Origin of the sequence: Brevibacterium sp. HMSC08F02, assembly GCF_001807555.1 — a bacterium.
In the GTDB taxonomy this organism is placed as follows: Bacteria; Actinomycetota; Actinomycetes; order Actinomycetales; family Brevibacteriaceae; genus Brevibacterium; species Brevibacterium ravenspurgense.
In genome coordinates this window covers 77,635-104,017 of record NZ_KV789361.1, presented here as the reverse complement: position 1 = coordinate 104,017, position 26,383 = coordinate 77,635, and the positions used below count along the sequence as shown (strand labels likewise).

Genomic DNA, 26,383 nt, shown 5'->3' with positions numbered 1-26,383 from the left:
GTCTATCGGCCTTTTGGCCTCAAAGCTTCGATAACCGTGGTTATTTCATCCGCAATGTCGGCACTGTCCGGACCGCGACGCGAAAGGGACCGCGAGGCATTGACGATCACCCTCCCGTCGCTGTAGGCATCCCCGAACACCGCCTCGAGGTCGGCGACCCCGGCCCCCTGCGAACCGAAACCCGGCGACAGCACGGGTCCCGAAAAGCTCGGCAGATCAATTCCAAGATCAGCCGCGGCAGTGCCGATGGTCGCACCGACCACCAGGCCGATCAGCGGCGCATCGAGCTGACCGTTGACCTCCTCAGCGTGCCGGACCACCTCGGCGGCTACTGCCCTACCCTCCTGGGTTCGGGCGTGCTGCACTTCCCTGCCTTCCGGATTGGAAGTCAGGGCGAGAACAAACAGGCCCTTGCCGTGTTCTGCCGCAAGCTCCATGGCCGGCCGCAGTGACCCGACACCCAGGTAGGGCGACACGGTCAGCGCGTCAGCTGCCAGCGGTCGTGCAGGGTTGAGGTAGGCGTCGGCGTAGCCGGCCATAGTCGAACCGATGTCGCCGCGTTTGGCGTCGAGGATCGACATGACGCCGGCTTCACGAGCCTGCGCCAACAGATCTTCGAGAACCGCGATCCCGGCTGAGCCGTGCCGTTCAAAGAAAGCTGACTGGGGCTTGATGAACTTCGCCCGCTCTGTGGCCGCGCTCAGCACGTTCTGTGCGAAAGTGCCGAGCGCGTCCGGGGTGTCCGGCAGACCCCACTGCGCGATCTGCTGTGGATGAGGATCAATTCCCACGCACAGGGGGCTTGCCTGTGCGGCGTCGTGCCAGTTCCTGAACGTCATGCCCAGTCCTGGAGCGAACGGACTTCGGCAGTTCCCCGACGGCGTACGTCGATGGCGCCGACAGCCGATGAGAAAGCGGCCGTCGTGGTCATGATCGGCACGTTCGCGGCAATGGCCGCCGCGCGGATCTCGTAGCCGTCGGAGCGCTCCTGGCGGCCAGACGGAACATTGACCACGAGGTCGATTTCCCGCCGGTCGATCTTCTGCAGAATCGTGTCCTCGCCGTCAGCGGCTTCGTAGTGCTTGGCAATCCGCGTGCTGGGCACTCCGTGACGGGCCAGAACATCTGCCGTGCCGGCGGTGGCGACGATTTCAAAGCCCATGTCGGCAAGGGTCTTGACCGGCAGGACGATCGAGCGCTTGTCGCGGTCGGCAATCGACACGAACACGCGGCCCTCTGTGGGCAGCGCGGTCGAGGCGCCCAGCTGAGCTTTCGCGAATGCCTCCGGGAAGTTCGGGGCAATGCCCATGACTTCGCCGGTCGAACGCATTTCCGGGCCGAGGATCGAGTCGACGACTTTGCCCTCCGGGGTGCGGAAACGGCGGAACGGAAGAACAACTTCCTTCACCGTAACCGGGTGGTCCAACGGCAGGTGCGAACCGTCGGACTCTTCGGCGAGGATCGTGCCGCGCAGCTGGCTGATGGTGCTGCCGACGGCAATGAGGGCCGCAGCCTTGGCCAGCTGGCGGTGGGTTGCCTTCGACACGAACGGCACGGTGCGCGAAGCACGTGGGTTGGCCTCGATGACGTACAGAATGTCAGCTGCAACCGCGAACTGGATGTTGAGCAGGCCGCGCACACCCGTGCCGCGGGCAATCGCAAGCGTTGCTTCGCGAACGCGCTGCAGAACGCTCTCACCCAGGCTGATCGACGGCAGAACAGACGTCGAGTCACCGGAGTGCACACCGGCTTCTTCAATGTGCTCGGAAATTCCGCCGATGTAGAGCTCTTCGCCGTCGTACAGGGCGTCGACGTCGATTTCCACGGCGTCGTCGAGGAACTTGTCAACAAGCACCGGCCGGTCGGACGACACCTCTGTTGCGGTCTCCATGTAGGAGCGCAGCTGCTCGGAGTCGTACACGATCTGCATGCCGCGACCGCCCAGCACATAGGAGGGGCGCACGAGCACCGGGTAGCCGATCTCCTCGGCAATGTCGACGGCCTCATCAAAGGTGACGGCGGTGCCGTGCTTGGGTGCCACGAGGTTGGCTTCGGCCATGATCCGGCCGAACTCACCGCGGTCCTCCGCCAGGTCGATCGCTTCGGGCTGGGTGCCGAGAATCGGCACGCCCGCATCCTTGAGAGCGGTTGCCAGACCCAGCGGGGTCTGCCCGCCCAGGGTGCAGATGACACCGGCAACCGGACCGGCCTGCGCCTCGGCGTGGTACACCTCGAGAACGTCCTCAAGCGTCAGCGGCTCGAAGTACAGACGGTCGGCGGTGTCATAGTCCGTCGACACGGTTTCCGGGTTGCAGTTGACCATGACGGTTTCGTATCCGGCAGATTCGAGCGCCATAGCCGCGTGCACACAGGAGTAGTCGAATTCGATGCCCTGGCCGATGCGGTTGGGACCGGAGCCCAAGATGATGACGGCTTCGCGTTCCCGCGGCGCGACTTCGCTCGTCGCGTCGTAGCTCGAGTAGTAATACGGGGTCTTCGCTTCGAATTCCCCGGCGCACGTGTCGACCGACTTGTAGACCGGGCGAACGCCCAGCGCGTGGCGAACCCCCATGACAACAGCCGGGTCGAGGTTGCGCAGCTGCGCTATCTGCCGGTCCGAGAAGCCGTGCTTCTTGGCGATCGTCAGGACCTCCGGAGTCAGGTCCTCGGCTTCGCGAACGAAGTCGGCAACTTCGTTGATGAGCGCAATCTGGTCGAGGAACCAGCGGTCGATCTTCGTGTGTTCGAAGACGTCGTCAATGCTCATACCCGACATGAGGGCGCGCTGAACCGTGTAGATGCGGTCCTCGGCTGCGTGTGCGAGCTTTGCTTCGACATCAGTGCGCACACTGCTGTCTTCGAGGTTGAACGGAGCGTCGAAGGAGAACTCGGAGTTCTTCCTCTCGAGGCTGCGCAGCGCCTTCTGCAGCGCAGTCGTGAAGTTGCGGCCGAGCGCCATGACTTCGCCGACGGCCTTCATGGTGGTCGTCAAGGTCGGGTCAGCGGCCGGGAACTTCTCAAAGGCAAAGCGCGGAATCTTCGCCACCACGTAGTCCAGGGCGGGTTCGAACGCCGCCGGGGTTGTTGCCGTGATGTCGTTCGGGATTTCGTCGAGCGTGTAGCCCACCGCGAGCTGCGCCGCGATCTTGGCGATCGGGAAGCCGGTCGCCTTCGAGGCCAGTGCCGAGGAACGCGACACGCGGGGGTTCATTTCGATGACGACGATGCGGCCGGTATCAGGATGGATGGCGAACTGGATGTTGCAGCCGCCGGTTTCCACGCCGACACCCCGGATGATCGCAATGCCGATGTCGCGCAGCTTCTGATACTCGACGTCCGTCAGGGTCAGCGACGGGGCCACCGTGATGGCATCGCCGGTGTGCACGCCGACGGGGTCGAAGTTCTCGATTGCGCACACGACGATGACGTTGTCGTTCTTGTCGCGGATCAGTTCGAGTTCGAACTCCTTCCACCCGAGAATGCTCTCTTCGAGCAGCACCTCGTTTGTCAGCGAGTCGTGCAGGCCGTCACCGGCGATCCGGCGCAGGTCCTCTTCGCAGTAGGCCATGCCCGAGCCCAAGCCGCCCATTGTGAACGACGGACGCACCACGAGCGGGTAGCCGAGCTTTTCAGCGCCGTCGAGGACTTCGTCCATTGTGTTCGCAATGTAGGAGCGGGCGACTTCGGCACCGCACTGTTCGACGACGTCTTTGAACTGCTGGCGGTCTTCACCGCGCTGGATCGCATCGACGTCAGCGCCGATGAGCTCAACACCGTGCTTGGCAAGAACTCCCGATTCGTGCAGGTTGATCGCCGCATTGAGCGCCGTCTGCCCGCCGAGAGTCGGCAGAAGCGCGTCCGGCTTTTCTTTTTCGATGATCTTCTCGATCACATCGGGGTCGATCGGCTCGACATAGGTGGCGTCGGCCAGCTCGGGGTCGGTCATGATGGTCGCCGGGTTGGAGTTCACGAGCACAACCCGCAGACCTTCGCGGCGCAGAATGCGGCACGCCTGGGTTCCCGAGTAGTCGAATTCGCAGGCCTGGCCGATGACGATCGGACCCGAGCCGATGACCATGACGGTCTTGATGTCTGTACGCAGCGGCATCAGTTCTCCTTGGCGTTGTCAGCCAGCAGCTGGACGAAAGTGTCGAAAAGGGTGCGCGAATCATGGGGTCCCGCCGCTGATTCCGGGTGGAACTGCACCGAGAACGCGGGGATGTCGAGACACTTGAGCCCCTCGACAACCTTGTCGTTCATGCCGATGTGCGAAACCTGCACCCTGCCGTACTCGGAGTTCGGTGCCGTGACCGGCTCGTCCAGCGGCGCATCGACCGCGAAGCCGTGATTCTGCGTGGTGATTTCGACACGGCCCGACGCGACGTCGAGAACCGGCTGGTTCGATCCGCGGTGGCCGAAGGGAAGTTTGTAGGTGTCAAAGCCCAGGGCGCGGCCCAGCAGCTGGTTGCCGAAGCAGATGCCGAAGAACGGGATGCGCTCTTTCAGCACGTGCTGCAGCACTGCGATCGGCTGCTTCATGGCAGAGGGGTCGCCCGGACCATTGGAGAAGAACACGCCGTCGGGGGAAAGCTCGGTGAGTTCCTCAACCGTCGTGTTTGCCGGCACCACGGTCACTTCGAGGCCGCGCTGGGCCAGCTGCTCCAGCGTTGTCTTCTTCACGCCGAGGTCGTAGGCCACAACCGAGAAGCGCTTCTCGGTTTGAGCGGGAATCGTGTAGGGGGCATCGCAGGTGACTTCCGAGGCGAGGTCCGCGCCCTCCATCTGCGGGGCCTGGCGGACGATCTCAAGCAGCTCATCCACTGGCTTCTGAGCGTCATCACCGGAGAAAATGCCCATCCGCATGGCGCCCTTGTCCCGCAGGTGCAGGGTCAGCGCACGAGTGTCGACGTCGCAGATTCCGACCAGCCCGATGGACTTCAGGTGTTCTTCGTAGTCACCTTCTGCGCGCCAGTTCGATGTGATCCGGGAAGGGTCGCGGACGACGACGCCGGCTGCCCAGCAGCGGCGTGATTCGCTGTCTTCGCTGTTGACCCCGGTGTTGCCGATGTGGGGGAACGCGTGAATCACGATCTGCCGGTGGTACGAAGGGTCGGTCAGGGTCTCCTGGTAGCCGGTCATAGCGGTGGTGAAGACCGCCTCGCCGACCGTTGTGCCCAGGGCCCCGAAACCGGCTCCCGTGTAGTGCGTGCCGTCTTCCAGAACGAGCTGGGCGGGCTGTGTGCGCAGGCTCATCGTCTCCTACCTTTGAGTGTGTCGATTTCCGCGGCGATGGTCTTCTTGGCACTGTGTGCTCGGGGGCGGAAGCCGGTGTCGACTTCGTGGTCTCCGAGGTTCCAGCGAATGATGATGATTCCGTCTTTTTCGGTGAACTTGCCGATCATGCCGGAGCCGAAGAAAACATCCACGATGTCTTCGGCGGGGATCCGGAACGCGTCGCGCCCGTCGAGGCTGAACACAACCCCGTCGTCTTGGACGTCGAGTCCGGCACCTGTTCGCACACCGAGACCGTGGACGTTGATCCTCTCGAGGTGCTGGCCGGCCGGCGTTGTCGCAATGTAGTAGCCGTCGTAGCCGCTGTCCGTCGGTGCGGCCGGCTGCGGGGCGGGAATGTCGGCCTGGCGTTTCTGTCGAGCTTTCCATCCCCAGCGCATGAGCACGAGGATCCCCACTGCAATGGCGGCGAGGACGAGCACCGGGATCAGCCGATCCACGAACCCTCCCGAAGTTCGTGCTTGCGAACGATGTCGCCGTTTTCAACGATGTGGGTGCCGTACAGGATGGTGTGCACGACCCGCGTGCTGATCTCGAGCCCGCGGAAGGGGTTGTTGCGGCCCTTGGTCGCGTGGGTGTCGGGTTCGACGACACCGGGAGCATTCGGGTCGACCAGAATGATGTTCGCACCCGTTCCGACTTCCAATGAGCCGTGCTCGGTGTGCCCGGCAATCGATGCCGGGTTGGTGCTCATGACGCGTGCGATGTCTGCCCAGCCGAAATCGTAGTCGCGCATAGCTTCGACCACGATCGGCAGAGCCGATTCCATGCCGACCATGCCCATGGCCGCAGCTGACCATTCGCAGCACTTGTGTTCTGCGGGGTGCGGTGCGTGGTCGGTGGCCACAATGTCGATTGTGCCGTCGGCCAGGCCGTCGCGGACCGCTTCGACGTCACGGCGGGTGCGCAGCGGCGGGTTGACCTTGTACACCGGATCGAAGGATTCGACGAGTTCGTCGGTGAGCATGAGGTGGTGCGGGGTGACCTCGGCAGTGACCCGGACGCCGCGCGATTTCGCCCAGCGCACCAGTTCAACCGAACCGGCTGTTGACAGGTGGCACACGTGCAGGCGCGAACCCACGTGTTCGGCCAGCAGGATGTCCCGGGCGATGATCGATTCTTCGGCAACGGCCGGCCAGCCGGGCAGACCGAGCTTGGCCGATACGGTGCCCTCGTTCATCTGCGCTCCCTCGGTCAGCCGAGGGTCCTGCGCGTGCTGGGCGATGATGCCGTCAAAGGTCTTGACGTATTCGAGAGCCCTGCGCATAAGGAGCGGATCGTGCACGCACATGCCGTCATCGGAGAAGATGCGCACCTGTGCTGCGCTGCCGGCCATGGCGCCCAGCTCTGCCAGCTGAGTGCCCTCCTGGCCGACGGTGACTGCACCGATCGGAGCCACCTCGGTCAGCCCCACCTCGCGGCCCAGGCGCCACACCTGCTCAACGACACCCGCGGTGTCAGCCACAGGCTGTGTGTTGGCCATGGCGTTGACGGCGGTGAAGCCGCCGCGGGCGGCTGAGGCCGAACCGGTGGCAACTGTCTCAGCGTCTTCTTTGCCGGGTTCGCGCAGGTGGACGTGCATGTCGACAAGACCGGGCAGGGCCACAAGCCCCGTCGCGTCGATCGTGGTGTCGGGGCTGTCGACGGATTCGACGATCCGGCCGTCGCGAACGGCAATCGAACCTGTGCTGCCGTCGGGCAGCTGGGCGTTGGTGATGAGCAGAGATGTCATTGCATGTCCTCCGAAGTGCGACCGGTCAGAAGGCGATAGAGGGCCGCCATGCGCACGTAGACGCCGTTTTCCACCTGTCCGAGGACGGCAGCGCGGGGCGAATCGGCGGCGGCCGCACAGATTTCAAAACCGCGGTTCATGGGCCCGGGGTGCAGAATCGCGGCTGTTTCGGGCAGACGGCGGTAGCGGTCCTCCGTCAGTCCCCACAGGCGCGTGTATTCGCGCGGTCCGGGGAAGAACGCCTGGTGCATGCGCTCACGCTGCACGCGCAGCATCATGACGGCGTCGAAGGAGAACTCTTCGAGCGCGGCATCGAAGTCATAGCGGATTTCACACGGCCAGCTTTCTGCGCCCCACGGCAGCAGGGTGGGCGGGGCGATGAGGACGACAGACGCGCCGAGGGTTTCCAGCAGGTGCACATTGGACCGCGCCACGCGGGAGTGCAGAACATCGCCGACGATGGCGACACGCATGCCGGAAAGATCCTTGCCGAAGCTCGCTTCAGCCGGACCGGACACCGGTTCGTCCGACAGGATGCGGCGCAGCGTGAAAGCGTCGAGCAGCGCCTGCGTGGGATGTTCGTGCATGCCGTCACCGGCGTTGAGGATGTGTGCGTCAGTCCATTCGCTGCCGGCCAGGAAGTGCGGTGTGCCAGAACCGGGGTGGCGGATGACGATTGCATCGATGCCCATGGCCCCGAGCGTCTGCACCGTGTCCTGCAGGCTTTCTCCCTTAGAGACCGACGAGCCCTTGGCCGAGAAGTTGATGACGTCCGCGCTCAGCCGCTTGGCTGCTGCCTCAAAGGAAATGCGCGTACGGGTGGAGTCTTCGAAGAACAGGTTGACGACGGTGCGCCCGCGCAGCGCGGGCAGCTTCTTGACCGCCTGACCGCCGGAGACGGTCATGGCTTCAGCAATGTCGAGCAGATCAACAGCGTCAGCCTTCTCCAGGTCCGAGGTGCCAAGCAGGTGCTGCATCACTCCTCACCTCCCGCCGGGGAGGTGATGATGACCCGGTCATCCGCATCGTCCGTTTCAGACAGCGAGACCGTAACCCGCTCCTCGGCGGAGGTGGGCAGGTTCTTGCCGACAAAGTCAGCGCGAATCGGCAGCTGGCGGTGCCCGCGGTCAACGAGGACAGCAAGGCGCACCGCCTGCGGGCGGCCATAGTCGTGCAGAGCGTCGAGTGCAGCCCGCACCGTACGTCCCGAGTACAGAACGTCATCGACGAGTACGACAGTGCGGCCGTCAATGCCGCTTTCAGGCAGCTGCGTGGGCAGAGCCGGGCGGAGCTTGCCCGTGTTGAGATCGTCCCGGTGCATCGTCGCGTCGATGCTGCCGACGATCTTGTCAGCGCTCACACCCGGTTCAATGGCGGAAATGCGCTGCGCCAAACGCTGAGCCAGCGGCACCCCGCGCGTGGGAATGCCCAAGAGCAGAAGCCCTTCGGCACCCTTGTTGGATTCGAGAATTTCGTGGGCAATGCGTGTCAGCGCGCGCGAGATCTCACTCGCGTCGAAAACTTCGGCTGTGCGCATCGGTCCCCCTTCCCCGCCTCACTGGACGGTCATTAAAGGAGTGATTTCCATCAGCATAGCCGAACCCGGATCAGTCCTGTTCGCCTGAGCCTTCGTCGGACTGTGCTGAGTCCGGCTGCGGTTGTGACGCAGCCTGGTCTGAAGTGCCGCGGCCCTTCTTCCCCTGCTTGCTCACACGGTCTAGGAGCGCGTTGATGAATGCCGGCGAATCGTCGGTCGAATAGGCCGCGGCGAGGCTGACGGTTTCGTCGATCGCAACCGGATCGTCGAGTTCGTCGTTGTAGAGAACTTCCCACAGGCCCATGCGCAGCAGGGCCACGTCGACCTTAGGCAGCTGGTCGACGTTCCACTCCGAGTACTCCCGCAGGGTGGAGTCGATGTCGTCGCGGTGCTCAACAACACCGCGCACGATTTCGACCGCGTACTCCTTCATGGGGTATTCGGGGTCGCCGGAGCGCAGCTGGATGAGTTCGTTTTCATCCAGCTTGCGCTCCCCGGCTTCAAAAAGAAGTTCAAGCGCCCTGCGGCGGGCGCGGCTGCGGGCGCTCAATCGCGAACGCGCCCGAGGTACTCACCGGAGCGAGTGTCCACACGCACCGGGGTGCCCTCTTCGAGGAACAGCGGAACCTGGATTTCGTATCCGGTGTCCAGGGTTGCCGGCTTGGTGCCGCCGGAAGAGCGGTCGCCCTGCAGGCCGGGTTCGGTGTGTGCAATCGTCAGTTCGACGATCGGCGGGAGCTCAACGTAGAGCGGGTTGCCTTCGTGGAAGGCAATCTGCAGAGACTGGTTTTCCAGCATGAAGTTGGCAGCGTCGCCCACGAGGTCGGGGCCGATGGACACCTGCTCGTAGTCCTTCTCGTCCATGAAGACGTAGTCGGTGCCGTCGTTGTAGAGGTACTGCATGTCGCGGCGGTCAACCGTGGCTGTCTCCACCTTGGTGCCCGCGTTGAACGTGCGGTCGACGATCTTGCCTGACAGAACGTTCTTGATCTTGGAGCGAACGAAAGCCGGGCCCTTGCCGGGTTTGACGTGCAGGAACTCCAGCACCTGCCACAGTTCGTTGTCGAGAACCAGCACCATGCCGTTCTTCAGATCATTCGTCGTTGCCACGTTTCTCCTTCATTGAATGAATGGGCGAAAACCCCGTCGATTGTATCAGTGCTCAGCTCAGCCGCGTGATGGGCGAATCTGTTCCGATTGCGGTGTACGCGCTGAACGGCAGCGATGTGTCGGTTGCCTCCAGCACGGCCGGGCGGCCGATGTCCTCAAGGACGACGAACCGCAGCAGCGAACCGCGGGCCTTTTTGTCCCGCCGCATGGTGTCGAGCAGCTGTGGCCATTTGTCACCGCGGTAGCCGGTGGGCAGACCCAGGTGCTCAAGAATGCCGCGCAGACGGTTGACGTTTTCCTCCGACAGGTTCTTGGTGAGCACCGACAGCTCCGCGGCGAACATCATGCCGACGGCAACCGCTGCCCCGTGGCGCCACTGGTAGCGCTCCAGGCGTTCGATCGCGTGGCCCAGGGTGTGACCGAAGTTGAGGAATTCGCGTTTGCCCGATTCCTGAAAGTCTTCGCTCACAATGGCCGCCTTGACCGCAATGGAGCGGCGGATGATCTCAAACAGCTCCGGCGATTCGGGGTCGGTAAGTGAATCCTTGGGCGTCTTTTCGATGATGTCGAGGATTTCCGGATCGGCAATGAAACCGCACTTGACGCTTTCGGCAAGACCCGTGAACAGTTCGTTCGGCGGCAGAGTGCCCAGCGTTTCCAGATCGCACAGAACACCCGCTGGCGCGTGGAAGGCGCCGACAAGGTTCTTGCCCTCTTCCGTATTGATGCCGGTTTTGCCTCCCACTGCAGCATCAACCATGCCGAGCACCGTCGTGGGGATGTTGATGTAGCGGATGCCGCGCAGCCACGTGGCGGCGACAAAGCCGCCCAGGTCGGTCACTGCTCCCCCGCCGACGTTGACGATGACGTCAGTGCGGGTGAAGTCGGACTGGCCGAGGATCTTCCAGCAGAATTCGGCTACACGGCTGTGCTTAGCCTCTTCAGCATCCGGAATCTCTGCCGCGAGAGCCTCGTAGCCTGCCGCCTGGAGATCGTCGCGGACGAGGTCACCGGTTGTCCGCAGTGCCCGCGGGTAGATGATGAGCACTTTCTGCGCGCGACCGCCGATGAGCTCCGGCAGTCGGTGCATGAGCTTGTGTCCGATAACAACGTCGTAGTCTCCCCCGGCGCTGACCGGCACGACTGCTTCTGTCACTGCAACTCCTGTTCCTGGCTGCTTTCACGGAATTTTTCGTATTCTTCGGCCCGCTGCAGGCCGGTGATGATCCCGATGATTCTGTTGACTGCCGTTGACGGCGGACCGTCATCGGCCTGGATGACGGCTGTTGCGGCTTCTTCGTACAGGCTGCGCCGTTCGTCGAACACCCGCTGCCAGCGGGCACCGGGATCATCGCTGTCATCCAGAAGCGGTCGTCTGGAACCGCCGAGGCGCTGCACGGCTGTCGTGCTGTCGATCTCAATGGCGATCGTCTTGATCGCAGGATGCTTGAGCTGAGCTCGCGTACCCGGGTTGAGCACCGCACCGCCGCCGAGCGATACGACTCCCGGCCGTTCCAGCAGGCGCCGCAGCTCACGGCGCACAACGGCGCGCTCGTATTCCCTGAAGCGGTCCTCACCGCGCTCGGCGAAGATCTGCGGGATCGGCCCGTAGAGTTCGGCAATCCGGTGGTCGGTGTCGACAAAGGGAATGTCGAGCCGCTCGGCGATCAGCCGCCCAATGGTTGATTTTCCCGCCGCGGGTGGGCCGACCATGACAATGCGCGCTCCGGCCGCCGGGACGGGGTCGACGGGCGGGGCCGGTCGTGGCAGCGGCCGTTCGGTCATGTCGTCGGGAAGTTCAGTTGGGCCACGTAGGCGTCGAGGTTGCGCTTGGTCTCTTCAAGCGAGTCCCCACCGAATTTCTCGGTGACGCTTTCGGCGATGACGAGAGCCACCATCGCTTCGGCAACAACGCCCGCGGCTGGAACAGCGCAGACATCCGAACGCTGGTGGTGGGCCTTCGCTGCTTCGCGCTTCTGCACGTCGATTGTGCCCAGGGCGCGCGGCACGGTGGCGATCGGCTTCATAGCTGCACGCACAACGAGCGGTTCGCCCGTCGTCATACCGCCTTCCGTTCCGCCGGCTCGGTTGCTGGAGCGAACGGCGTTATCGCCGTCGAGGCCGATTTCGTCATGTGCCTGGGATCCGCGGCGACGCGCGGTTTCGAACCCGTCGCCGACTTCAACGCCCTTGATGGCCTGAATGCCCATGAGGGCTCCCGCAAGGCGAGAGTCAATGCGACGGTCCCAGTGCACGTGAGAGCCCAAGCCGACTGGCAGTCCGTAGGCAACGACCTCGACGACGCCGCCCAGGGTATCGCCGGACTTCTTGGCGTCGTCAACCTCTGCGACCATGCGAGCCGACAGTTCCTGATCAAAGCACCGCATGGGGTCCGCATCGAGTGCCTCGACATCGGCAGCCGTGGGGCGGGCCGCAACGCGGGAGCCTTCGACAGGCCCAATCGACACGGTGTGCGAGACCAGCGTGATGCCGAGTTCTGACAGGAATGACTGTGCGACGGCACCCAGGGCAACGCGCATCGCGGTTTCACGCGCAGATGCCCGTTCGAGGATCGGACGGGCCTCGTCGAAGCGGTACTTCTCCATGCCGACCAGATCAGCGTGGCCGGGACGAGGACGAGTGAGAGCCTGAGCCCGGGCCTGGCCTTCGAGTTCGGCCGGGTCTACCGGGTCGGGGCTCATGACCTTTTCCCACTTGGGCCATTCGGTGTTGCCGACCTCAATTGCGATCGGCGAACCCAGGGTGCGTCCGTGGACAACGCCGCCGAGCACGCGAACGGCATCTGCTTCGAACTTCATTCGCGCCCCGCGCCCGTAGCCCAGGCGGCGTCTGGCCAGGGCGGCCGAAATCATCTCGGACGTCACGGGGACGTGGGAGGGCAGGCCTTCGATAATGCCCGTCAGAGCTTCGCCGTGGGATTCGCCGGCGGTCAACCATCTCAACATTCTTCAGAGTCTACAAAGCCAGCGGCGTGAGCAGAACGGCAGTCCACGTGCCGATAAGCAGATGTGGTCCGAAAGCGATGTGGGTGACCTTGGCGCGTTTGATGAACTTGGTGTTGATCCAGTACACCAGAGCGGATGCGTTGGCGACTGCCAAGACCACTATGAGGCCCCACAGGCTGACCATCCCGACGGCCAGTCCGATGAGCGCGCCGAGTTTCACATCGCCTAAGCCGATAGTGTCCCAGCGGCCCACGTAGGCCACGAGGTTGAGAACACCGAAGACCGCCACGACAATCACTGCGCCGATCAGGCCCCGGATGCCGGCAGTCTGCGCGGCTTTGACGGTTTCGAAGTACCCCACCACCAGGCCGACGGCGGTCACGAGGAACATGGCTGCGCCCAGCGGAAGCACGAGCCTGTCCGGCAGGCGGTGGATTCTGCTGTCAATCCAGAACAGCCAGCCGGTGGCTCCGGCAAGAAGCGACAGCGCGGAGACGGGAAAGAGGGTTCCCAGTTCATCGCCGAAGACAACCGGGGTGATGAAGGCGGCCAACCAAGCCAGAACGAAGGCGATAGCCGTGAACACGACCGCCAGGAAGCGCGGCGGTTTGTGCGGCCAAGTGCCTTGGCCGATCAGCAGGCGCAGTCCCGCTTCGTCGTGAATGATGTCGGCGAAGCGGAAGCGGATGACAAGACTCGTTCCGACGCTGAGAGCTGAGCTTATGAGCAGCGCCAAGCCGAGCGTCAGAGTGTCATTCACAGTGTTTGCGCCTCCTGAGTCATCGTTTCTTCCAAAGCGGTGAGTGTCTGTGCGTCGAATAAACCTGCCAGCTGTCCTTGGGCGATGCCGAACAGCTCAATCTGGCGAATGGCCTGGTGGATGAGCATGCGCTGCCCGGACACCGCTGTTCCGCCGCGCTCGGCTGCGGCCCTGGCAAGCGAAAAGCCGCCGGGGGCATAGCCGGCCTCAAAGACAGTCGTCTGGCAGTTCTCCGGCAGCTCCAGGGAGTCTTCGGTCAGGACCCCCGAGGGCAGGGTCGACAGGACTGTCGAGCAGCTGGCGAGGGGGAGCTCCCCTATTGCCTGTGTGTGCGACTGCGCGCCGAGGTACTGGGCGAAATCGGCCAGGGCCTGGGCTTTGTGCGCAGACCGGGCGTACACATCGACCCGTTCAGCGCCCAGGTGCACAGCGGCGAGCACCGCCGACTTCGCTGTCGCTCCGCTGCCGACAACAGCGCACGCGGACACGTCCGCGCGCACTTCACGCAGAGCCTGTTCAATGCCGTATACATCGGTGTTGAAGACCCCTGGCACCGGACCGCCTACCCACGTGTTTCCCCCGCCGGTCAGCCGGGCGGTGTCATCAACGGCCCATCCGCGCTGCCCGGCCAAGCGAACCAGCTCGGTTTTGAGCGGCATGGTCAAAGAAAACCCAGCCCAGCCTGAGTGAGCATCGAGAAAAGAGGCGAGATCCGCCTCGGCGACTTCAAACCGCCCGTACTCCCAGTCCCAGCCCAAGGTGCGGTATGCCGCAGCGTGCAGAGCCGGCGACAGTGAGTGGGCTATCGGCGAACCGAGGACGGCAAGCTGTGTGTCAGCCATTCTTTTCGCGGTGCTCCCTGAGCCACTTCTGGTATTCTTTAACGTTCTTTTCGTGCTCCGAATAGGTCTCGGCGAACTTCACTTCGCCCTTATCCGGGTCAGTTGCCACGAAGTACTCCCATTTGCCCTCGGCCGGGTTCTTTGCCGCGGCGAAGGCACCGTCGGACGGCGAGTTCACCGGTCCGGGCGGCAGGCCCTTGTGCTTGTACGTGTTGTATGGACTGTCGGATTTGCGCTGCTCGGCCGTAGTCGACAGATCCTGGCGGGCTCCGAAGATATAGGCCACGGTCGCATCAGACTGCAGGTAGCCGTGGGTTTCGGAGTCCTTGGACAGACGGTTGATGAACACTCGAGCAACCTTGGCGCGCACCTCGGGATCACCGGTCGCTTCGATCTCCACGAGGCTGGCCAGAGTCATGAAATAGTTCGCGTCGTCATTGCTGATGGCCTGCTCGTTGAGCATATTCTTCGTACCGTCGACCATCGACTGCACAAGCTTTTCCGGCGTCGTATCAGCGTGGATCTCATATGTCGCCGGGTGCAGATAACCCTCGAGACTCGGCGCATCGACATCGAGCCCGTAGTCCTTCGGCTTTTTGTCATCAAGGGCCGCGTTGATCTCGTCCTCGAAGAATTCATGCTCGGCAAGCTTCTTTTTGAGCACCTTGATCGTGTTGCCCTCGGCCAAAGTCAGCTTGTTCGCCGCCTCAGCAGCTTCCAGAACATCAGCTGCCGCCTTCGAGCTCATCTCGCGGCGCATAGTGAACGTGCCCGCCTGAATGACGATCTCGCGCTCCTCAATCTGCTTGAGGAACGGACCGGCTGCCTTGATGACGCCCTCATCGACCAGCTGATTGGCAACCTGACGAGCAGATGAGCCCGGAGCGATCGAGATTTTGACCTCGTCCTTGCCCTCACCCTCGTAGTCACCTCTGCTCAGCAGCGCATCGCCCAGAGAGTTCTTCGTTGTGAGCACTCCGACGACCGCGCCTCCGCCCAGCAGAAGCACAGCGATCACGAGGATCGCAACCAGGCGGCGCCTGCGGAACTTCTTGCGGCGTTCCCGTGCTCTGCGTTCAGCACGGGTCATCGTGTCCGTGCCGAACTCGTCCACGAGGCTGTTCATGCGGGCTCCTCCCCGACGCCGACAGATTCCGTCAGCGGCCCATTGGAGCGCTCGTATTCGAGGGCGCTCTGCAGGATGATGACGGCTGCCTGCGCGTCCACGATTTCGCGACGCTGCTTGGAGTTCCGTCCCGCTTCGGCAAGCTGCGCGTGCGCCTGCGAAGTCGAGAACCGCTCGTCCATGAGTTTGATGGGCATGCCCACGGCACGGGACAGCTGTTCTGTGAAAGCCAGAGCTTTTTTCGCGGATGCCCGCTGCCGGCCGTCGAGCGATGTGGGTTTGCCGCTGATGATTTCGATCGGCTCGTATTCTTCGATGAGCTGTGCGAACTGCTTCAGCACGGCCTCGTCGCCTTCGCGCCGATAGAGCGTCCCGACAGGGCTGGCGAGGATGCCGTCGGGATCGCACGCGGCAACGCCCACGCGGACCGTGCCGACATCAACCGCCAGGCGTCGTCCTCGTCGAAACGTCACCCGCGCTCCTGAAGTTCACGACGGACAGCCGCGATCGCCTCGTCGATCTTGGAGGCGTCTTGACCGCCGCCCTGGGCGAGGTCGGGCTTTCCTCCGCCGCCGCCGCCAAGCACACCGGTTGCGGTCTTGACGAGGTCACCGGCCTTGAAGCCGAGCTCCTGCGCTGCGGGGCTGACCGCCACGACAACCGTGGGGCGTCCGCCGGCAGCGCCGAATGCGGCAACGACGGAGGCAGTGTCGCCCAGGCGCTGCTTGACGTCCTGTGCAAAGGTGCGCACGTCACCGCCGCCGGCTTCGCCGAGGTTGACACCGACAAAGCGCACATCTCCCACGGTCTGCGCATCCTGCGCAGCCTGGCCCGCACCGGCCAGCACCTTGTCGCGTTCGAGCTGCGCAATGGTCTTCTCGGCTTCCTTGATGCGGCCGAGAAGACCGCCAACACGGTCGAAGACTTCCGGACCGGGCACCTTGAGCAGGTCAGACAGCGCCTGAACGATGGCGCGTTCCTTCGACAGCGAGCGAATCGCGTCAAGGCCGACACTGGCTTCCACACGGCGCGTGCCGGAGCCGACCGAGCTTTCGGAGTACAGCGAAATCGGGCCGATCTCAGCTGTCGACTTCACGTGCGTACCACCGCAGAGTTCTCGCGACCACAGACCGCCGATGTCGACCACACGGACGATCTCGGGATACTTTTCGCCGAACAGGGCGGTCGCACCGGACTTCTTGGCGTCCTCGTAGGACATGTACTCGTAGCCGACTTCGAAGTTGTTGCGCACTGCCAGGTTTGCGGCTTCTTCGACTTCAGCCCGCATCTGCGCGGTCATGGCCTCCGGATAGGAGTAATCGAAGCGCAGGTAGCCGGGCTGGTTGAGCGAACCGGCCTGCGTTGCGGTTTCACCCAGGACTTCGCGCAGAGCGGCATGAATCATGTGGGTTGCCGAGTGAGCCTGCTGAGCCTGGTAGCGGTGTTCGGAGTCGACCTGCGCTGACAGGCTGGCGCCCGCTTCAAGTTCGCCCTCGAGGATCTCGATGCGGTGTGCGGCAAGACCGGCAACCGGGTTCTGCACATCGTGGACCCGCGCCTTGAAGCCGTCGCCCACGAAGATGCCGATGTCGGACGTCTGACCACCGGATTCGGCGTAGAACGGCGTGAGGTCGAGAACGGCATCGACGGTTTCGCCAGCGCGTGCCACGGGAACGGAGGCACCGTCTGCAACCAGGCCGCGCACAGTGGAGTCAGCCACGAGCGCGTCATAGCCGACGAACTCGCTGGGACCGCCTTCGCGCAGAGCGGCAAAGGCGCTCAGGTCGGTCTGCAGTCCGCCCTTCTTGGCCTTTGCATCGGCCTTTGCGCGGGTGCGCTGTTCCTTCATAAGCGCTTCAAAGCCTTCGCGGTCGACCTTCACACCGGCTTCTTCGGCCATTTCCATAGTCAGGTCAATTGGGAAGCCGTGCGTGTCGTGCAGTGCAAAGGCGACATCACCGGACAGTGTTCCGCCGCGACTGATCTCTGCAACAGAGTTCTCCAGCAGCTGGGTGCCGGATTCCAGTGTGCGCAGGAACGCCCGCTCTTCTGCGTAGGCAACCTGCGAGATGCGCTTGAAGTCCTTTTCAAGTTCGGGGTAGGACTCCTTCATGGCATCGCGCGACACCGGCAGGAGTGAGGGCAGGACCTCGTCCTTCACACCCAGCAGGCGCATAGCGCGAATAGAGCGGCGCAGCAGACGGCGGAGAATGTACCCGCGGCCTTCGTTGCCGGGACGCACACCGTCGCCGATGATGACGAGCGCGGAACGCACGTGGTCGGCCACGACGCGCAGGCGGACATCGTCTTCTTCGTCATCGCCGTAGGAAATGCCTGCCATGTCCGCGGCAGCCTTGATGACTGGGAAGACTTCGTCGACTTCGTACATGTTCTCGACGCCCTGCTTAAGGAAAGCAACGCGCTCAAGGCCCATGCCGGTGTCGATGTTCTTTGCGGGAAGTTCGCCCTTGATGTCGAAATCGGTCTTCGAGCGAACCTCGGAGAGCTCGAATTCCATGAACACGAGGTTCCAGATTTCGATGTAGCGGTCTTCGTCGGCTTCCGGGCCGCCTTCCACACCGTAGTCGGGGCCGCGGTCGAAGTAGATTTCCGAGCAGTAGCCTCCGGGCCCGGGCTGGCCGGTGTGCCAGAAATTGTCTTCGTTTCCGCGGGACTGAATGCGCTCACGCGGAATGTCGGTTTCTTCCAGCCACAGTTCGATCGAGGCTTCGTCTTCGCGGTGGACGGTGACCCACAGGCGTTCGGGGTCAAAGCCCAGACCGCCCTTGTCTTCGGGGGTGCTGAGCAGTTCCCACGCGAACTGGATGGCTTCGCGCTTGAAGTAGTCGCCGAAGCTGAAATTGCCGTTCATCTGGAAGAACGTGCCGTGGCGGGTGGTTTTGCCGACCTCTTCGATGTCTGCGGTGCGCACGCACTTCTGCACGCTCGTGGCGCGCGGGTAGGGGGCGGGGACGTCGCCGGAAAGGTACGGAATGAACTGCACCATGCCCGCGATGTTGAACAGGATCGACGGGTCGTTGCTGATCACCGAGGCCGAGGGAACGACGGTGTGCCCTTTCGACTCGAAGAACTCGAGCCACCGGCGCTTGATCTCAGCAGTTTTCATTCCGGGCCTTTCCGTTTGGGTGTTGGCAGCCTGCCAGGCAGGACGCGTGCTTTGTCGAGTCTAGTGCACCTACAAACAACAAGTGCCCGGGCCGACACGGCCCGGGCACTTGAATAAAGCAGATCAGCGCGAGTAGTACTCGACGACCATCTGGACGTCACAGGTGACGGGGACTTCTTCGCGCTTGGGGCGGCGGGCCAGGGTGGCCTGCAGTGCCTCAAGGTTCACGGTCAGGTAACCGGGAACGGTCGGAAGAACGTCGCGGTGTGCACCGGCTGCGGCAACCTGGAACGGGTCCATGCCGACCGAACGTTCGCGCACGCGGATCATCTGACCCGGCTTGACGCGGTAGGACGGACGGTCGACCAGCTGATTGTCCACCATGATGTGGCGGTGGACGACGAACTGGCGTGCCTGAGCGATGGTGCGGGCGAAGCCAGCGCGCAGGACGAGGGCGTCCAGGCGCATTTCGAGCAGCTCGACCAGGGTTTCACCGGTCAGACCGGGGGTGCGGGCTGCTTCCTTGAACAGGTTGAGCATCTGAGCTTCGCGGATGCCGTACTGAGCGCGGAGGCGCTGCTTTTCCTTCAGACGGACCGAGTAGTCGCTGTCGTTGCGGCGACGTGCACGGCCGTGCTCACCGGGAGCGTAGGGACGGCGTTCGAAGTACTTTTCAGCCTTCGGGGTCAGCGGGATGCCGAGAGCGCGCGACAGGCGGACCTGTCGGCGTGAACGTGACGGAGCCATGTTCACCTTTCATTTTCAGAGTATTGTGCTTCGGCCGACTTGCCTCGGTCGGATCAGAAGCTGTTGTTTCCCCCTGTGGGAAAGAGGTGATCATCGCGAGGTCGAATGATCACGACCGCCTATTCATATGAGGCACAACAGCGGTCCAGTTTAGTTCATTGACAGCCCGGGGCACAATGCGGGCTGGCGTGTCGTCGCCCACGCTCCCCTCACGAGGTGCCGCTGTCAGTCTTCCTGTTTGCCTTCTGTCTGTGTCGGCTCGCCTTTTTCGGCACTGTCTGTGCGCTGTGGTCTGCCGGTGCGCAGCGCTTCGAGGGCGGCCAGACGGTCTTCCATTGTGCGTTCGGCTCCGTTGGCGGTGGGCCGGTAGTAGCGCTTGCCGCGCAGCGGTTCGGGCATGTACTCCTGGGGTGAAACGGAGTACGGGTAGTCGTGTGAGTAGCGGTAGTCGACTCCGTGGCCGAGTGCTTTTGCTCCGGGATAGTGGGCATCGCGCAGCGGTTTGGGGACTTCGCCGAAGCTTCCCTTTTTGATGTCGGCCAGAGCTTCCCCGATTGCCTTGTAGGACGCGTTCGATTTCGGCGCGCAGGCCAGATATACAACTGCCTGGGCCATGGGGATCCGCCCTTCGGGCATCCCGATCCGTTCGACCGCGGTCTGCGCAGACACTGCAACGGTCAGCGCCTGCGGGTCGGCCATGCCGATGTCCTCCGAAGCTGAAATCACGATGCGGCGGCAGATGAACCGAGGGTCCTCCCCCGCTGAGATCATGCGCGCAAGGTAGTGCAGTGCAGCATCCGGGTCAGAACCGCGAATCGACTTGATGAACGCGGACACGACGTCGTAGTGCTGATCCCCCGCCCTGTCATAGCGAACCCGGGCTTCGTTGGCGGCTTCGAGCACCTCGGCTTCCGCGATGACAGGAGTCCCGCCCTCGGCGCGGGCCTCAGCGATGCCGGCTGCCGCCTCGAGAACGGTCAGAGACTTCCGTGCGTCCCCGGATGCGGTCTGCACTATGTGCTCAAGCGCTTCTTCCTCAAGTTCATAGCCGTCGGCCAAACCTCGTGGTGAGTGCAGGGCCCGCTCAAGAAGGGAACGAATATCGTCTTCGCTCAGAGGTTCGAGCTGAAGCACGAGTGAGCGCGACACGAGCGGGGCGATAACAGAAAAGGACGGATTTTCCGTTGTTGCGGCAACCAGCACAACGAGCCGGTTTTCCACTGCCGGCAGCAGTGCGTCCTGCTGGGCTTTTGTGAACCGGTGGATCTCATCGAGGAACAGAACCGTTGTGCGCCCGTAGAGGTCACGGTCATTGCGGGCGGTCTCGATGACCTGGCGGACGTCTTTCACGGTTGCCGAAATCGCCGACAGTTCGACAAAGGAACGGTCGGGAGCGTGCGAGACCACGTGAGCGATCGTGGTTTTGCCGACCCCGGGTGGGCCGAACAAGATGACCGAGCTGGGGCCGGCTTTCGAACCGGCCTGCGAGGTGGCCAGCTGCTGCAGCGGCGATCCGGGATACGTGAGGTGCTTCTGTCCCGCTATTTCGTCCATTGTGCGCGGGCGCATGCGCACAGCCAGCGGGTCAAGAGCAGAAGCGGAGCCCGAACCGACGTTCGGTTCGGGCTCCGCGGAGAACAGGTCAGCCAATCAGGCGTCCTTTGATTCCTTCGGCTTTGCGTCAACACCGGCATCCTTGCGCTGCTGCGCGGTGATGGGCGCCGGAGCAGCCGTCAGCGGGTCGTAGCCCGCGCCGGTCTTCGGGAAGGCGATGACGTCGCGAATCGAATCGGTGCCGGCCAGCAGGGCCACGATGCGGTCCCAACCGAAGGCGATGCCACCGTGCGGGGGTGCGCCGTAGCTGAAAGCCTCGAGCAGGAAGCCGAACTTCTCCTGGGCTTCTTCTTCGTCCAGGCCCATGACCTTGAACACGCGCTCCTGGATGTCGCGGCGGTGGATGCGGATCGAACCGCCGCCGATTTCGTTGCCGTTGCACACGATGTCGTAGGCGTTGGTCAGCGCCGATGCGGGGTCCTGGTCAAAGGTGTCCAGGTGTTCCGGCTTCGGTGCCGTGAAGGCGTGGTGGACTGCGGTCCAGCGTCCGCTGCCGACAGCGACATCGCCGGCGGCTTCGGCCTCTTCAGCCGATTCGAACATGGGTGCGTCGACAATCCAGACGAAGGCCCAGTCGCCGTCCTTGATCAGGCCGGTGCGCTCAGCGATTTCTCCGCGGGCCGCACCCAGAAGGGCACGCGATGCGTTCTTTTCGCCGGCTGCGAAGAAGATCGCGTCACCGTTGGATGCGCCGACGGCCTCCTGCAGGCCTGCGCGTTCGGCATCCGACAGGTTCTTCGCGACAGGACCGCCGAGTTCGCCGTCTTCGCCGATGAGCACATAGGCAAGACCCTTGGCACCGTGCTGCTTGGCCCACTCCTGCCACGCATCCAGCTGGCGACGCGGCAGCGAAGCACCGCCCGGGTAGACGACAGCACCGACGTAGGGAGCCTGGAAAACGCGGAACGGCGTGTCCTTGAAGAACTCCGTCAATTCCGTCAGTTCGAGACCGAAGCGCAGGTCCGGCTTGTCCGAACCGTAGCGGGCCATGGCCTCGTCATAGGTCATGTGCGGAATCGAGGCGGGCAGTTCCACGTCAATGAGAGCCCACACTTCGCGCAGGATGTCTTCGGCAATTGCGATGACGTCTTCCTGTTCGACGAAGGAAGCTTCGATGTCGAGTTGGGTGAATTCCGGCTGGCGGTCAGCGCGGAAGTCTTCGTCGCGGTAGCAGCGGGCAATCTGGTAGTACTTCTCGATGCCGCCCACCTGGAGCAGCTGCTTGAACAGCTGCGGGGACTGCGGCAGTGCGTACCAGGAGCCGGGCTTAAGGCGAGCGGGCACGAGGAAGTCGCGCGCACCTTCCGGGGTGGAGCGGGTGAGCGTGGGGGTTTCCACTTCGATGAATCCGTGGTCGTCGAGCACGCGGCGGGCTGCGCGGTTTGCGTTGGAGCGCAGACGCATGCGCTGTGCCTGTTCCGAACGACGCAGGTCGAGGTAGCGGTAGCGCAGGCGGGTTTCTTCGCCCACCTGGCCGGAGTCCTCTGCATGGTCGGACACCTGGAACGGGAGGGCTTCAGCCAGGCTGAGCAGTTCGACCTGGGTGTCTACCACTTCGATGTCACCGGTGGGCAGCTGCGGGTTGGCGTTGCCTTCCGGGCGGGCTTCGACGGTTCCGGTCACCTTGATGACGGATTCGCTGCGCAGGCGGTCGGCGACGTCTTCGCGGACGACGACCTGCACAATGCCCGAGGCGTCGCGGAGGTCGATGAATGCAACCCCGCCGTGGTCACGGCGACGGTCGACCCATCCGGTGAGGGTGACGGTCTGGCCCTTGTCGGTCAGACGCAGGGATCCTGCTTCGCGGGTTCTCAGCACTGCGCGGTCTCCTTGGAGGTTGTTTCGAGGGTGTCTGTGTTCAGTTTAGCCGTCACGGCACGGGTTCATTCGGCGTCAACGCGGAGCACGCGGGGCCAGATGTCCTCTTCGGGCGGTGCCCACAGGTCCGGGTCGGCTGAAACCTGTTCGCCGGTCCGAATGTCTTTGACCTCACTGCCGGTTTCGGCCGATGGGAACCATACGAAGGGAATGCCCCGGCGTTCGGCAAAGCGGATCTGCTTGCCGAACTTGTCCGCGGATGGGGAAACGTCGACGGGAATGCCCCGCCGGCGCAGGGCCGTGGCGATCTGATCAGCTTCTGGCCGCTGGTCTTCTGCCGTCACGGCGACAAGAACTGCGGTCGGCACACCGCGGGTGGCTGTAAGCGCCCGGTTGGCTCCGACAAGGCGTGACATGAGGCGGGAGACCCCGAGCGACATGCCCACGCCGGGGTAGACCTTCTTATCGGTTTTGGCCAGTGCGTCGTAGCGGCCGCCGGAGGCAACCGAGCCCAGGGATTCGTGGCCTTTGAGGAAGGTTTCGTACACGGTTCCGGTGTAGTAGTCGAGGCCGCGGGCGATCTTCAGCTGGGCTTTGACTGCTCCCGGGTGCAGACGGTTGGCCGAATCGAGAAGCGCGACGAGAGTCGCGATTCCTTCGTTAAGCAGCGGGTGCTCAACACCGAGGGCGATGACGTCTTCGGCAAATGCCGAAGTTCCCGATTCGATCTCTGCCAGGCGGAGGCACTGCTTGGCCTGTGTCTGGTCGGCGCCGGCAGTTTCGATCAGCAGCTCTTCGACCTTTTCCGGGCCGATTTTGTCGAGCTTGTCGATGGCGCGCAGAACCGAGGTGACGTCGTCCAGCCCCAGTCCGCGGGCAAAGCCCTCGAGGAGTTTGCGGTTGTTGGCAACAATGCCGGCCTCGGGCACACCGAGTTCGCGCAGAGCGTCGAACGCCTGCACCATGACCAGCGGGATTTCGACTTCGAAGTGGTCGGCGAGGACCTCATCGCCGATGACGTCGATGTCCGCCTGAATGAATTCGCGGAAGCGACCGTCCTGCGGGCGCTCACCGCGCCACACCGGCTGAATCGAGTAGCGCTTGAACGGGAAGTTCAGGTGACCGGCGTTCTCCAGCACGTAGCGTGCGGTCGGCACGGTCAGGTCGAAGTGCAGGCCCAGCGGGTTGCGCTCTTTGCCCTCCGAGTGAAGCCTCCCGAGGGTGAAGATCTCTTTGTCGATCTCACCGTCTTTGGCGAGGATCGAAAGCGGTTCGACAGCGCGCACGTTGACCGCAGCGAAGCCGTTGAGTTCAAAGGTGTGCTTGAGCAGATCGAGGACGCGCTCCTCGATGATCCGGTCCTGCGGAAGCCATTCGGGGAAACCCGACAGCTTTGCGGCTTTGGACATGACAGTGCTCCTTGAAAAATCCGTAGTTCGGAAACGATAGGCCGGACTCAGCCGACCAGGAAGGGGTTGGTGGCGACTTCGTGGGAAAGTTCTGTGCCGGGGCCGTGGCCCGGGTACACGGGCGCTGCCGCGAATGTCCGCAGTGCAGCCAGGGACTCCTGCATGGCAGCGTGGTCTCCCCCAGGTAGGTCCGTCCGGCCGATGGAACCGGCAAACAGGACATCACCGCTGAAGTACACCCTGTCGGAACCGTCTGTGACGGAGAAGACCGTTGAGCCCTCCGTATGACCGGGAAGATGATGAGCAGAGATCTGCAGGCCGGCAAGATCCCACTCATGGCCGTCAGCAAAGGATTCGGGCTTCGGTGGTGCCCACCCCTGCAGAACATCGGCGAGCATGGGCTGAAACTGTGTCGACATGGTCGCGGCGGGGTCATCGAGCCGGTAGACATCGGCTTCGTGCAGCCACACGGGAACGTCCCAGTGCTGCATGTAGTCGGGCAGACCCAGCACGGGATCGACGTGACCGTGGGTCAGCAGAACAGCGACGGGAGTCAGGCCGTGTTGCTGCAGTCCAGCGGCAAGAGCATCCGTGTTGCCGTATCCGGCGTCGACGAGCACGCAGTCGCTGCCGCTGTCCGCAGCTACCGCGTAGCAGTTGACGCCCAGAAAAGGGGCTTCTGAATTGAGGATGCGCATAGGCGACAGTCTAATGACAACTGAAGACAGGCCGCACAGCGGGTCCGACACCAGTGCTGGAGCTCGCATGAAAGCGCCTGCCGGGGCGACCGGGCAGAGCAAATCCCTGTCCGAGCAGCTGAACAGTCCACAACAACCGCACAGAAAAGCCGAAGAATCGCTATGCTGGCAGTGTTTCGCGCCCGCGGGCGCCGTATTGCAGACAAAACCGAAGGCAGACGATGACCGACTCACCCGCTCCCAAGCCGCGCCCCGTCCCCAAGCCGGCTCCTCGCCCAGCCGCCGCAGCAGCACCCGCTCAGCCCAGCTCAGAGGCGCTTATTGCGGCCATGAACTGCGGACGCGCAGACGACGAAGGCAATGTGTATCTGACCACCTCGAAAGGCGAGGTTGTTGTCGGCCAATACCCGTCGGCCTCGAAAGAGCAGGCGCTTGAGTTCTACGCGCGCCGCTTCCTCGAGCACGCATCGGCCGTTGACCTGCTGGAGGAGCGCCTGGCCGCCGGCACAAAGGCCGATGACATCATCCGCTCGGTCGAAAAAGCGCGGACCGACCTTGACGAAGCTCGTGTGGTCGGCGATGTCGAAGGCCTGAAGGAGCGCCTCGACACGCTCGAAAAGCGTGCGAAGGAAGCCGCGAAAGAGCAGGCTGCAGACCACGAAAAGGCGCGCGAAGAAGGCGTGCAGAAACGGATGACGGTCATTGAGCGGGCAGAAGAGCTCATCGCCCAGGCTCCCGGCAGCATCCACTGGAAGAACACCTCGGCGAAGATGAACGAGCTCTTCGACGAATGGAAGGACATCCAGAAGAGCTTCCCCCGCATTCCCCGCGCCCAGGACACCGAACTGTGGGAGCGATTCAAAAAGGCCCGCGGATCCTTTGAGAAGATGCGCCGCGAGTTCTTCGCCGAACTCGACAAGCGCAGCGCCGAAGGCAAGAAGATCAAAGAGAAGATCGTCGAAGAAGCCGAACAGCTTGCCGATTCGACCGCATGGCGCGAAACCAGCAGCCGCTTCCGCGAACTCATGAGCCGGTGGAAGGCCTCGCCGCGCGCTCAGCGCAAGGACGACGACAAACTGTGGGAGCGCTTCCGCTCCGCACAGGACAAATTCTTCGGAGCTCGCAGCGCCGACCAGGCCGAACGCGACGAAGAGTACCGAGGCAACCTCGAAGTCAAGGAAGAGCTGCTGGCCCAGGCCAAGGCGCTTCTGCCGATTGAGGACCACAAGAAGGCCAAACAGCAGCTGCGCACCATCCAGGACAAGTGGGAAGAAGCCGGTCCGGTCCCCCGTGCTGACATCAGCCGCATGGAAAACGGACTGCGCGAAGTCGAACGCGCAATCGAAGACGCCGAACAGGCCGAATGGAAGCGCACCGACCCCGACAAGCAGGACCGTGCCTCCGGCATGCTCGCACAGCTGGAACAGCAGACTGCCCAGCTGAAGGAAAAAGCAGACAAGGCCGAAGCTGACGGTGATTCAGCCACGGCAGCCAAGATGCGTGACGAGCTCGCAACCAAGGAACAGTGGCTCGAACAGCTGCGCCGCACAGCCGCTGATTTCAGCTGACATCCGCTGACCGTACGTTCAGCCGAAGCAGGCCCCC

The 26,383-nt window shown here is 63.4% G+C and carries 23 protein-coding genes; 1 reads left to right on the top strand and 22 read right to left on the bottom strand.

What is annotated here, in order from left to right; translation table 11 throughout:
• Positions 1–2: 2 nt before the first annotated feature.
• The 22 genes from pyrF to HMPREF3172_RS06625 all read right to left on the bottom strand — a co-directional run bounded on the left by pyrF (position 3) and on the right by HMPREF3172_RS06625 (position 24,847).
• Positions 3–839 carry an orotidine-5'-phosphate decarboxylase gene (gene pyrF, locus HMPREF3172_RS06730; protein WP_070516375.1) on the bottom strand — a complete coding sequence of 279 codons (837 nt, stop codon included), beginning with the start codon at positions 837–839 and terminating at the stop codon, positions 3–5.
• The gene (gene carB / locus HMPREF3172_RS06725) at positions 836–4,108 is read right to left on the bottom strand and encodes a carbamoyl-phosphate synthase large subunit (protein ID WP_070516372.1); all 3,273 of its coding nucleotides are present in this window, start codon (positions 4,106–4,108) and stop codon (positions 836–838) included. The genes pyrF and carB overlap by 4 nt, the downstream gene beginning before the upstream one ends.
• Positions 4,108–5,253 (bottom strand): glutamine-hydrolyzing carbamoyl-phosphate synthase small subunit, encoded by a 1,146-nt coding sequence (gene carA, locus HMPREF3172_RS06720; protein ID WP_070516371.1) that lies wholly within the window; start codon positions 5,251–5,253, stop codon positions 4,108–4,110. The genes carB and carA overlap by 1 nt, the downstream gene beginning before the upstream one ends.
• Positions 5,250–5,732, bottom strand: a complete 483-nt coding sequence (locus HMPREF3172_RS06715; RefSeq protein WP_061943037.1) for a PH-like domain-containing protein — start codon at positions 5,730–5,732, stop codon at positions 5,250–5,252. The genes carA and HMPREF3172_RS06715 overlap by 4 nt, the downstream gene beginning before the upstream one ends.
• Positions 5,720–7,024, bottom strand: coding sequence for a dihydroorotase (locus HMPREF3172_RS06710; protein ID WP_070427950.1), 1,305 nt, complete (start codon positions 7,022–7,024; stop codon positions 5,720–5,722). Before HMPREF3172_RS06710 ends, HMPREF3172_RS06715 begins: the two co-directional genes overlap by 13 nt.
• Entirely contained in the window at positions 7,021–8,001 is a 981-nt protein-coding gene (locus HMPREF3172_RS06705; RefSeq protein WP_070516369.1) for an aspartate carbamoyltransferase catalytic subunit, read from the bottom strand. The genes HMPREF3172_RS06710 and HMPREF3172_RS06705 overlap by 4 nt, the downstream gene beginning before the upstream one ends.
• Positions 8,001–8,561, bottom strand: a complete 561-nt coding sequence (pyrR, locus tag HMPREF3172_RS06700) for a bifunctional pyr operon transcriptional regulator/uracil phosphoribosyltransferase PyrR (protein ID WP_070516367.1) — start codon at positions 8,559–8,561, stop codon at positions 8,001–8,003. The genes HMPREF3172_RS06705 and pyrR overlap by 1 nt, the downstream gene beginning before the upstream one ends.
• Positions 8,562–8,631: 70 nt before the next feature.
• The gene (gene nusB, locus HMPREF3172_RS06695) at positions 8,632–9,111 is read right to left on the bottom strand and encodes a transcription antitermination factor NusB (protein WP_070516366.1); all 480 of its coding nucleotides are present in this window, start codon (positions 9,109–9,111) and stop codon (positions 8,632–8,634) included.
• Complete coding sequence (gene efp / locus HMPREF3172_RS06690; RefSeq protein WP_061943046.1) at positions 9,108–9,671, bottom strand: elongation factor P; 564 nt, start codon at positions 9,669–9,671, stop codon at positions 9,108–9,110. Before efp ends, nusB begins: the two co-directional genes overlap by 4 nt.
• A gap of 52 nt (positions 9,672–9,723) precedes the next feature.
• Positions 9,724–10,827: a 3-dehydroquinate synthase gene (gene aroB, locus HMPREF3172_RS06685; RefSeq protein ID WP_070516364.1), complete on the bottom strand. Its 1,104-nt coding sequence runs from the start codon at positions 10,825–10,827 to the stop codon at positions 9,724–9,726.
• Positions 10,824–11,456: a shikimate kinase gene (locus HMPREF3172_RS06680; RefSeq protein WP_061943049.1), complete on the bottom strand. Its 633-nt coding sequence runs from the start codon at positions 11,454–11,456 to the stop codon at positions 10,824–10,826. Before HMPREF3172_RS06680 ends, aroB begins: the two co-directional genes overlap by 4 nt.
• A complete protein-coding gene (aroC, locus tag HMPREF3172_RS06675; RefSeq protein WP_070516362.1) occupies positions 11,453–12,637 on the bottom strand; it encodes a chorismate synthase in 1,185 nt (394 codons plus the stop codon). Before aroC ends, HMPREF3172_RS06680 begins: the two co-directional genes overlap by 4 nt.
• A 10-nt stretch (positions 12,638–12,647) precedes the next feature.
• Entirely contained in the window at positions 12,648–13,397 is a 750-nt protein-coding gene (locus HMPREF3172_RS06670; protein WP_070516361.1) for an A24 family peptidase, read from the bottom strand.
• Positions 13,394–14,239: a shikimate dehydrogenase family protein gene (locus HMPREF3172_RS06665; protein ID WP_070516359.1), complete on the bottom strand. Its 846-nt coding sequence runs from the start codon at positions 14,237–14,239 to the stop codon at positions 13,394–13,396. The genes HMPREF3172_RS06670 and HMPREF3172_RS06665 overlap by 4 nt, the downstream gene beginning before the upstream one ends.
• Positions 14,232–15,365, bottom strand: a complete 1,134-nt coding sequence (gene mltG / locus HMPREF3172_RS06660; protein ID WP_070516358.1) for an endolytic transglycosylase MltG — start codon at positions 15,363–15,365, stop codon at positions 14,232–14,234. Before mltG ends, HMPREF3172_RS06665 begins: the two co-directional genes overlap by 8 nt.
• Positions 15,362–15,838 (bottom strand): Holliday junction resolvase RuvX, encoded by a 477-nt coding sequence (gene ruvX / locus HMPREF3172_RS06655; RefSeq protein ID WP_019175131.1) that lies wholly within the window; start codon positions 15,836–15,838, stop codon positions 15,362–15,364. The genes mltG and ruvX overlap by 4 nt, the downstream gene beginning before the upstream one ends.
• On the bottom strand, positions 15,835–18,492 hold the full coding sequence (gene alaS / locus HMPREF3172_RS06650) for an alanine--tRNA ligase (protein ID WP_070516356.1): 2,658 nt from the start codon (positions 18,490–18,492) through the stop codon (positions 15,835–15,837). The genes ruvX and alaS overlap by 4 nt, the downstream gene beginning before the upstream one ends.
• 123 nt (positions 18,493–18,615) lie before the next feature.
• Positions 18,616–19,239: a 30S ribosomal protein S4 gene (gene rpsD / locus HMPREF3172_RS06645; protein ID WP_019175133.1), complete on the bottom strand. Its 624-nt coding sequence runs from the start codon at positions 19,237–19,239 to the stop codon at positions 18,616–18,618.
• Between the two features lie 225 nt (positions 19,240–19,464).
• Entirely contained in the window at positions 19,465–20,889 is a 1,425-nt protein-coding gene (locus HMPREF3172_RS06640; protein ID WP_070516354.1) for a replication-associated recombination protein A, read from the bottom strand.
• Complete coding sequence (aspS, locus tag HMPREF3172_RS06635) at positions 20,890–22,671, bottom strand: aspartate--tRNA ligase (RefSeq protein ID WP_070516352.1); 1,782 nt, start codon at positions 22,669–22,671, stop codon at positions 20,890–20,892. It lies immediately after the preceding gene.
• A 65-nt stretch (positions 22,672–22,736) separates the two neighbouring features.
• Positions 22,737–24,080, bottom strand: a complete 1,344-nt coding sequence (hisS, locus tag HMPREF3172_RS06630) for a histidine--tRNA ligase (protein ID WP_062021107.1) — start codon at positions 24,078–24,080, stop codon at positions 22,737–22,739.
• 47 nt (positions 24,081–24,127) lie between these two features.
• Complete coding sequence (locus HMPREF3172_RS06625) at positions 24,128–24,847, bottom strand: MBL fold metallo-hydrolase (RefSeq protein ID WP_256173270.1); 720 nt, start codon at positions 24,845–24,847, stop codon at positions 24,128–24,130.
• A 152-nt stretch (positions 24,848–24,999) separates the two neighbouring features.
• Between HMPREF3172_RS06625 and HMPREF3172_RS06620 the strand changes: the two genes are divergently transcribed.
• On the top strand, positions 25,000–26,346 hold the full coding sequence (locus HMPREF3172_RS06620; protein WP_070516349.1) for a DUF349 domain-containing protein: 1,347 nt from the start codon (positions 25,000–25,002) through the stop codon (positions 26,344–26,346).
• Positions 26,347–26,383: the final 37 nt, after the last annotated feature.

What these genes read in the sequence shown, in the direction of transcription:
- pyrF (WP_070516375.1), bottom strand. Translation starts at nt 839, where the DNA reads ATGACGTTCAGGAACTGGCACGACGCCGCACAGGCAAGCCCCCTGTGC.
- carB (WP_070516372.1), bottom strand. Translation starts at nt 4,108, where the DNA reads ATGCCGCTGCGTACAGACATCAAGACCGTCATGGTCATCGGCTCGGGT.
- carA (WP_070516371.1), bottom strand. Translation starts at nt 5,253, where the DNA reads ATGAGCCTGCGCACACAGCCCGCCCAGCTCGTTCTGGAAGACGGCACG.
- HMPREF3172_RS06710 (WP_070427950.1), bottom strand. Translation starts at nt 7,024, where the DNA reads ATGACATCTCTGCTCATCACCAACGCCCAGCTGCCCGACGGCAGCACA.
- HMPREF3172_RS06705 (WP_070516369.1), bottom strand. Translation starts at nt 8,001, where the DNA reads ATGCAGCACCTGCTTGGCACCTCGGACCTGGAGAAGGCTGACGCTGTT.
- pyrR (WP_070516367.1), bottom strand. Translation starts at nt 8,561, where the DNA reads ATGCGCACAGCCGAAGTTTTCGACGCGAGTGAGATCTCGCGCGCGCTG.
- HMPREF3172_RS06680 (WP_061943049.1), bottom strand. Translation starts at nt 11,456, where the DNA reads ATGACCGAACGGCCGCTGCCACGACCGGCCCCGCCCGTCGACCCCGTC.
- aroC (WP_070516362.1), bottom strand. Translation starts at nt 12,637, where the DNA reads ATGTTGAGATGGTTGACCGCCGGCGAATCCCACGGCGAAGCTCTGACG.
- HMPREF3172_RS06665 (WP_070516359.1), bottom strand. Translation starts at nt 14,239, where the DNA reads ATGGCTGACACACAGCTTGCCGTCCTCGGTTCGCCGATAGCCCACTCA.
- mltG (WP_070516358.1), bottom strand. Translation starts at nt 15,365, where the DNA reads ATGAACAGCCTCGTGGACGAGTTCGGCACGGACACGATGACCCGTGCT.
- alaS (WP_070516356.1), bottom strand. Translation starts at nt 18,492, where the DNA reads ATGAAAACTGCTGAGATCAAGCGCCGGTGGCTCGAGTTCTTCGAGTCG.
- rpsD (WP_019175133.1), bottom strand. Translation starts at nt 19,239, where the DNA reads ATGGCTCCGTCACGTTCACGCCGACAGGTCCGCCTGTCGCGCGCTCTC.
- hisS (WP_062021107.1), bottom strand. Translation starts at nt 24,080, where the DNA reads ATGTCCAAAGCCGCAAAGCTGTCGGGTTTCCCCGAATGGCTTCCGCAG.
- HMPREF3172_RS06625 (WP_256173270.1), bottom strand. Translation starts at nt 24,847, where the DNA reads ATGCGAGCTCCAGCACTGGTGTCGGACCCGCTGTGCGGCCTGTCTTCA.
- HMPREF3172_RS06620 (WP_070516349.1), top strand. Translation starts at nt 25,000, where the DNA reads ATGACCGACTCACCCGCTCCCAAGCCGCGCCCCGTCCCCAAGCCGGCT.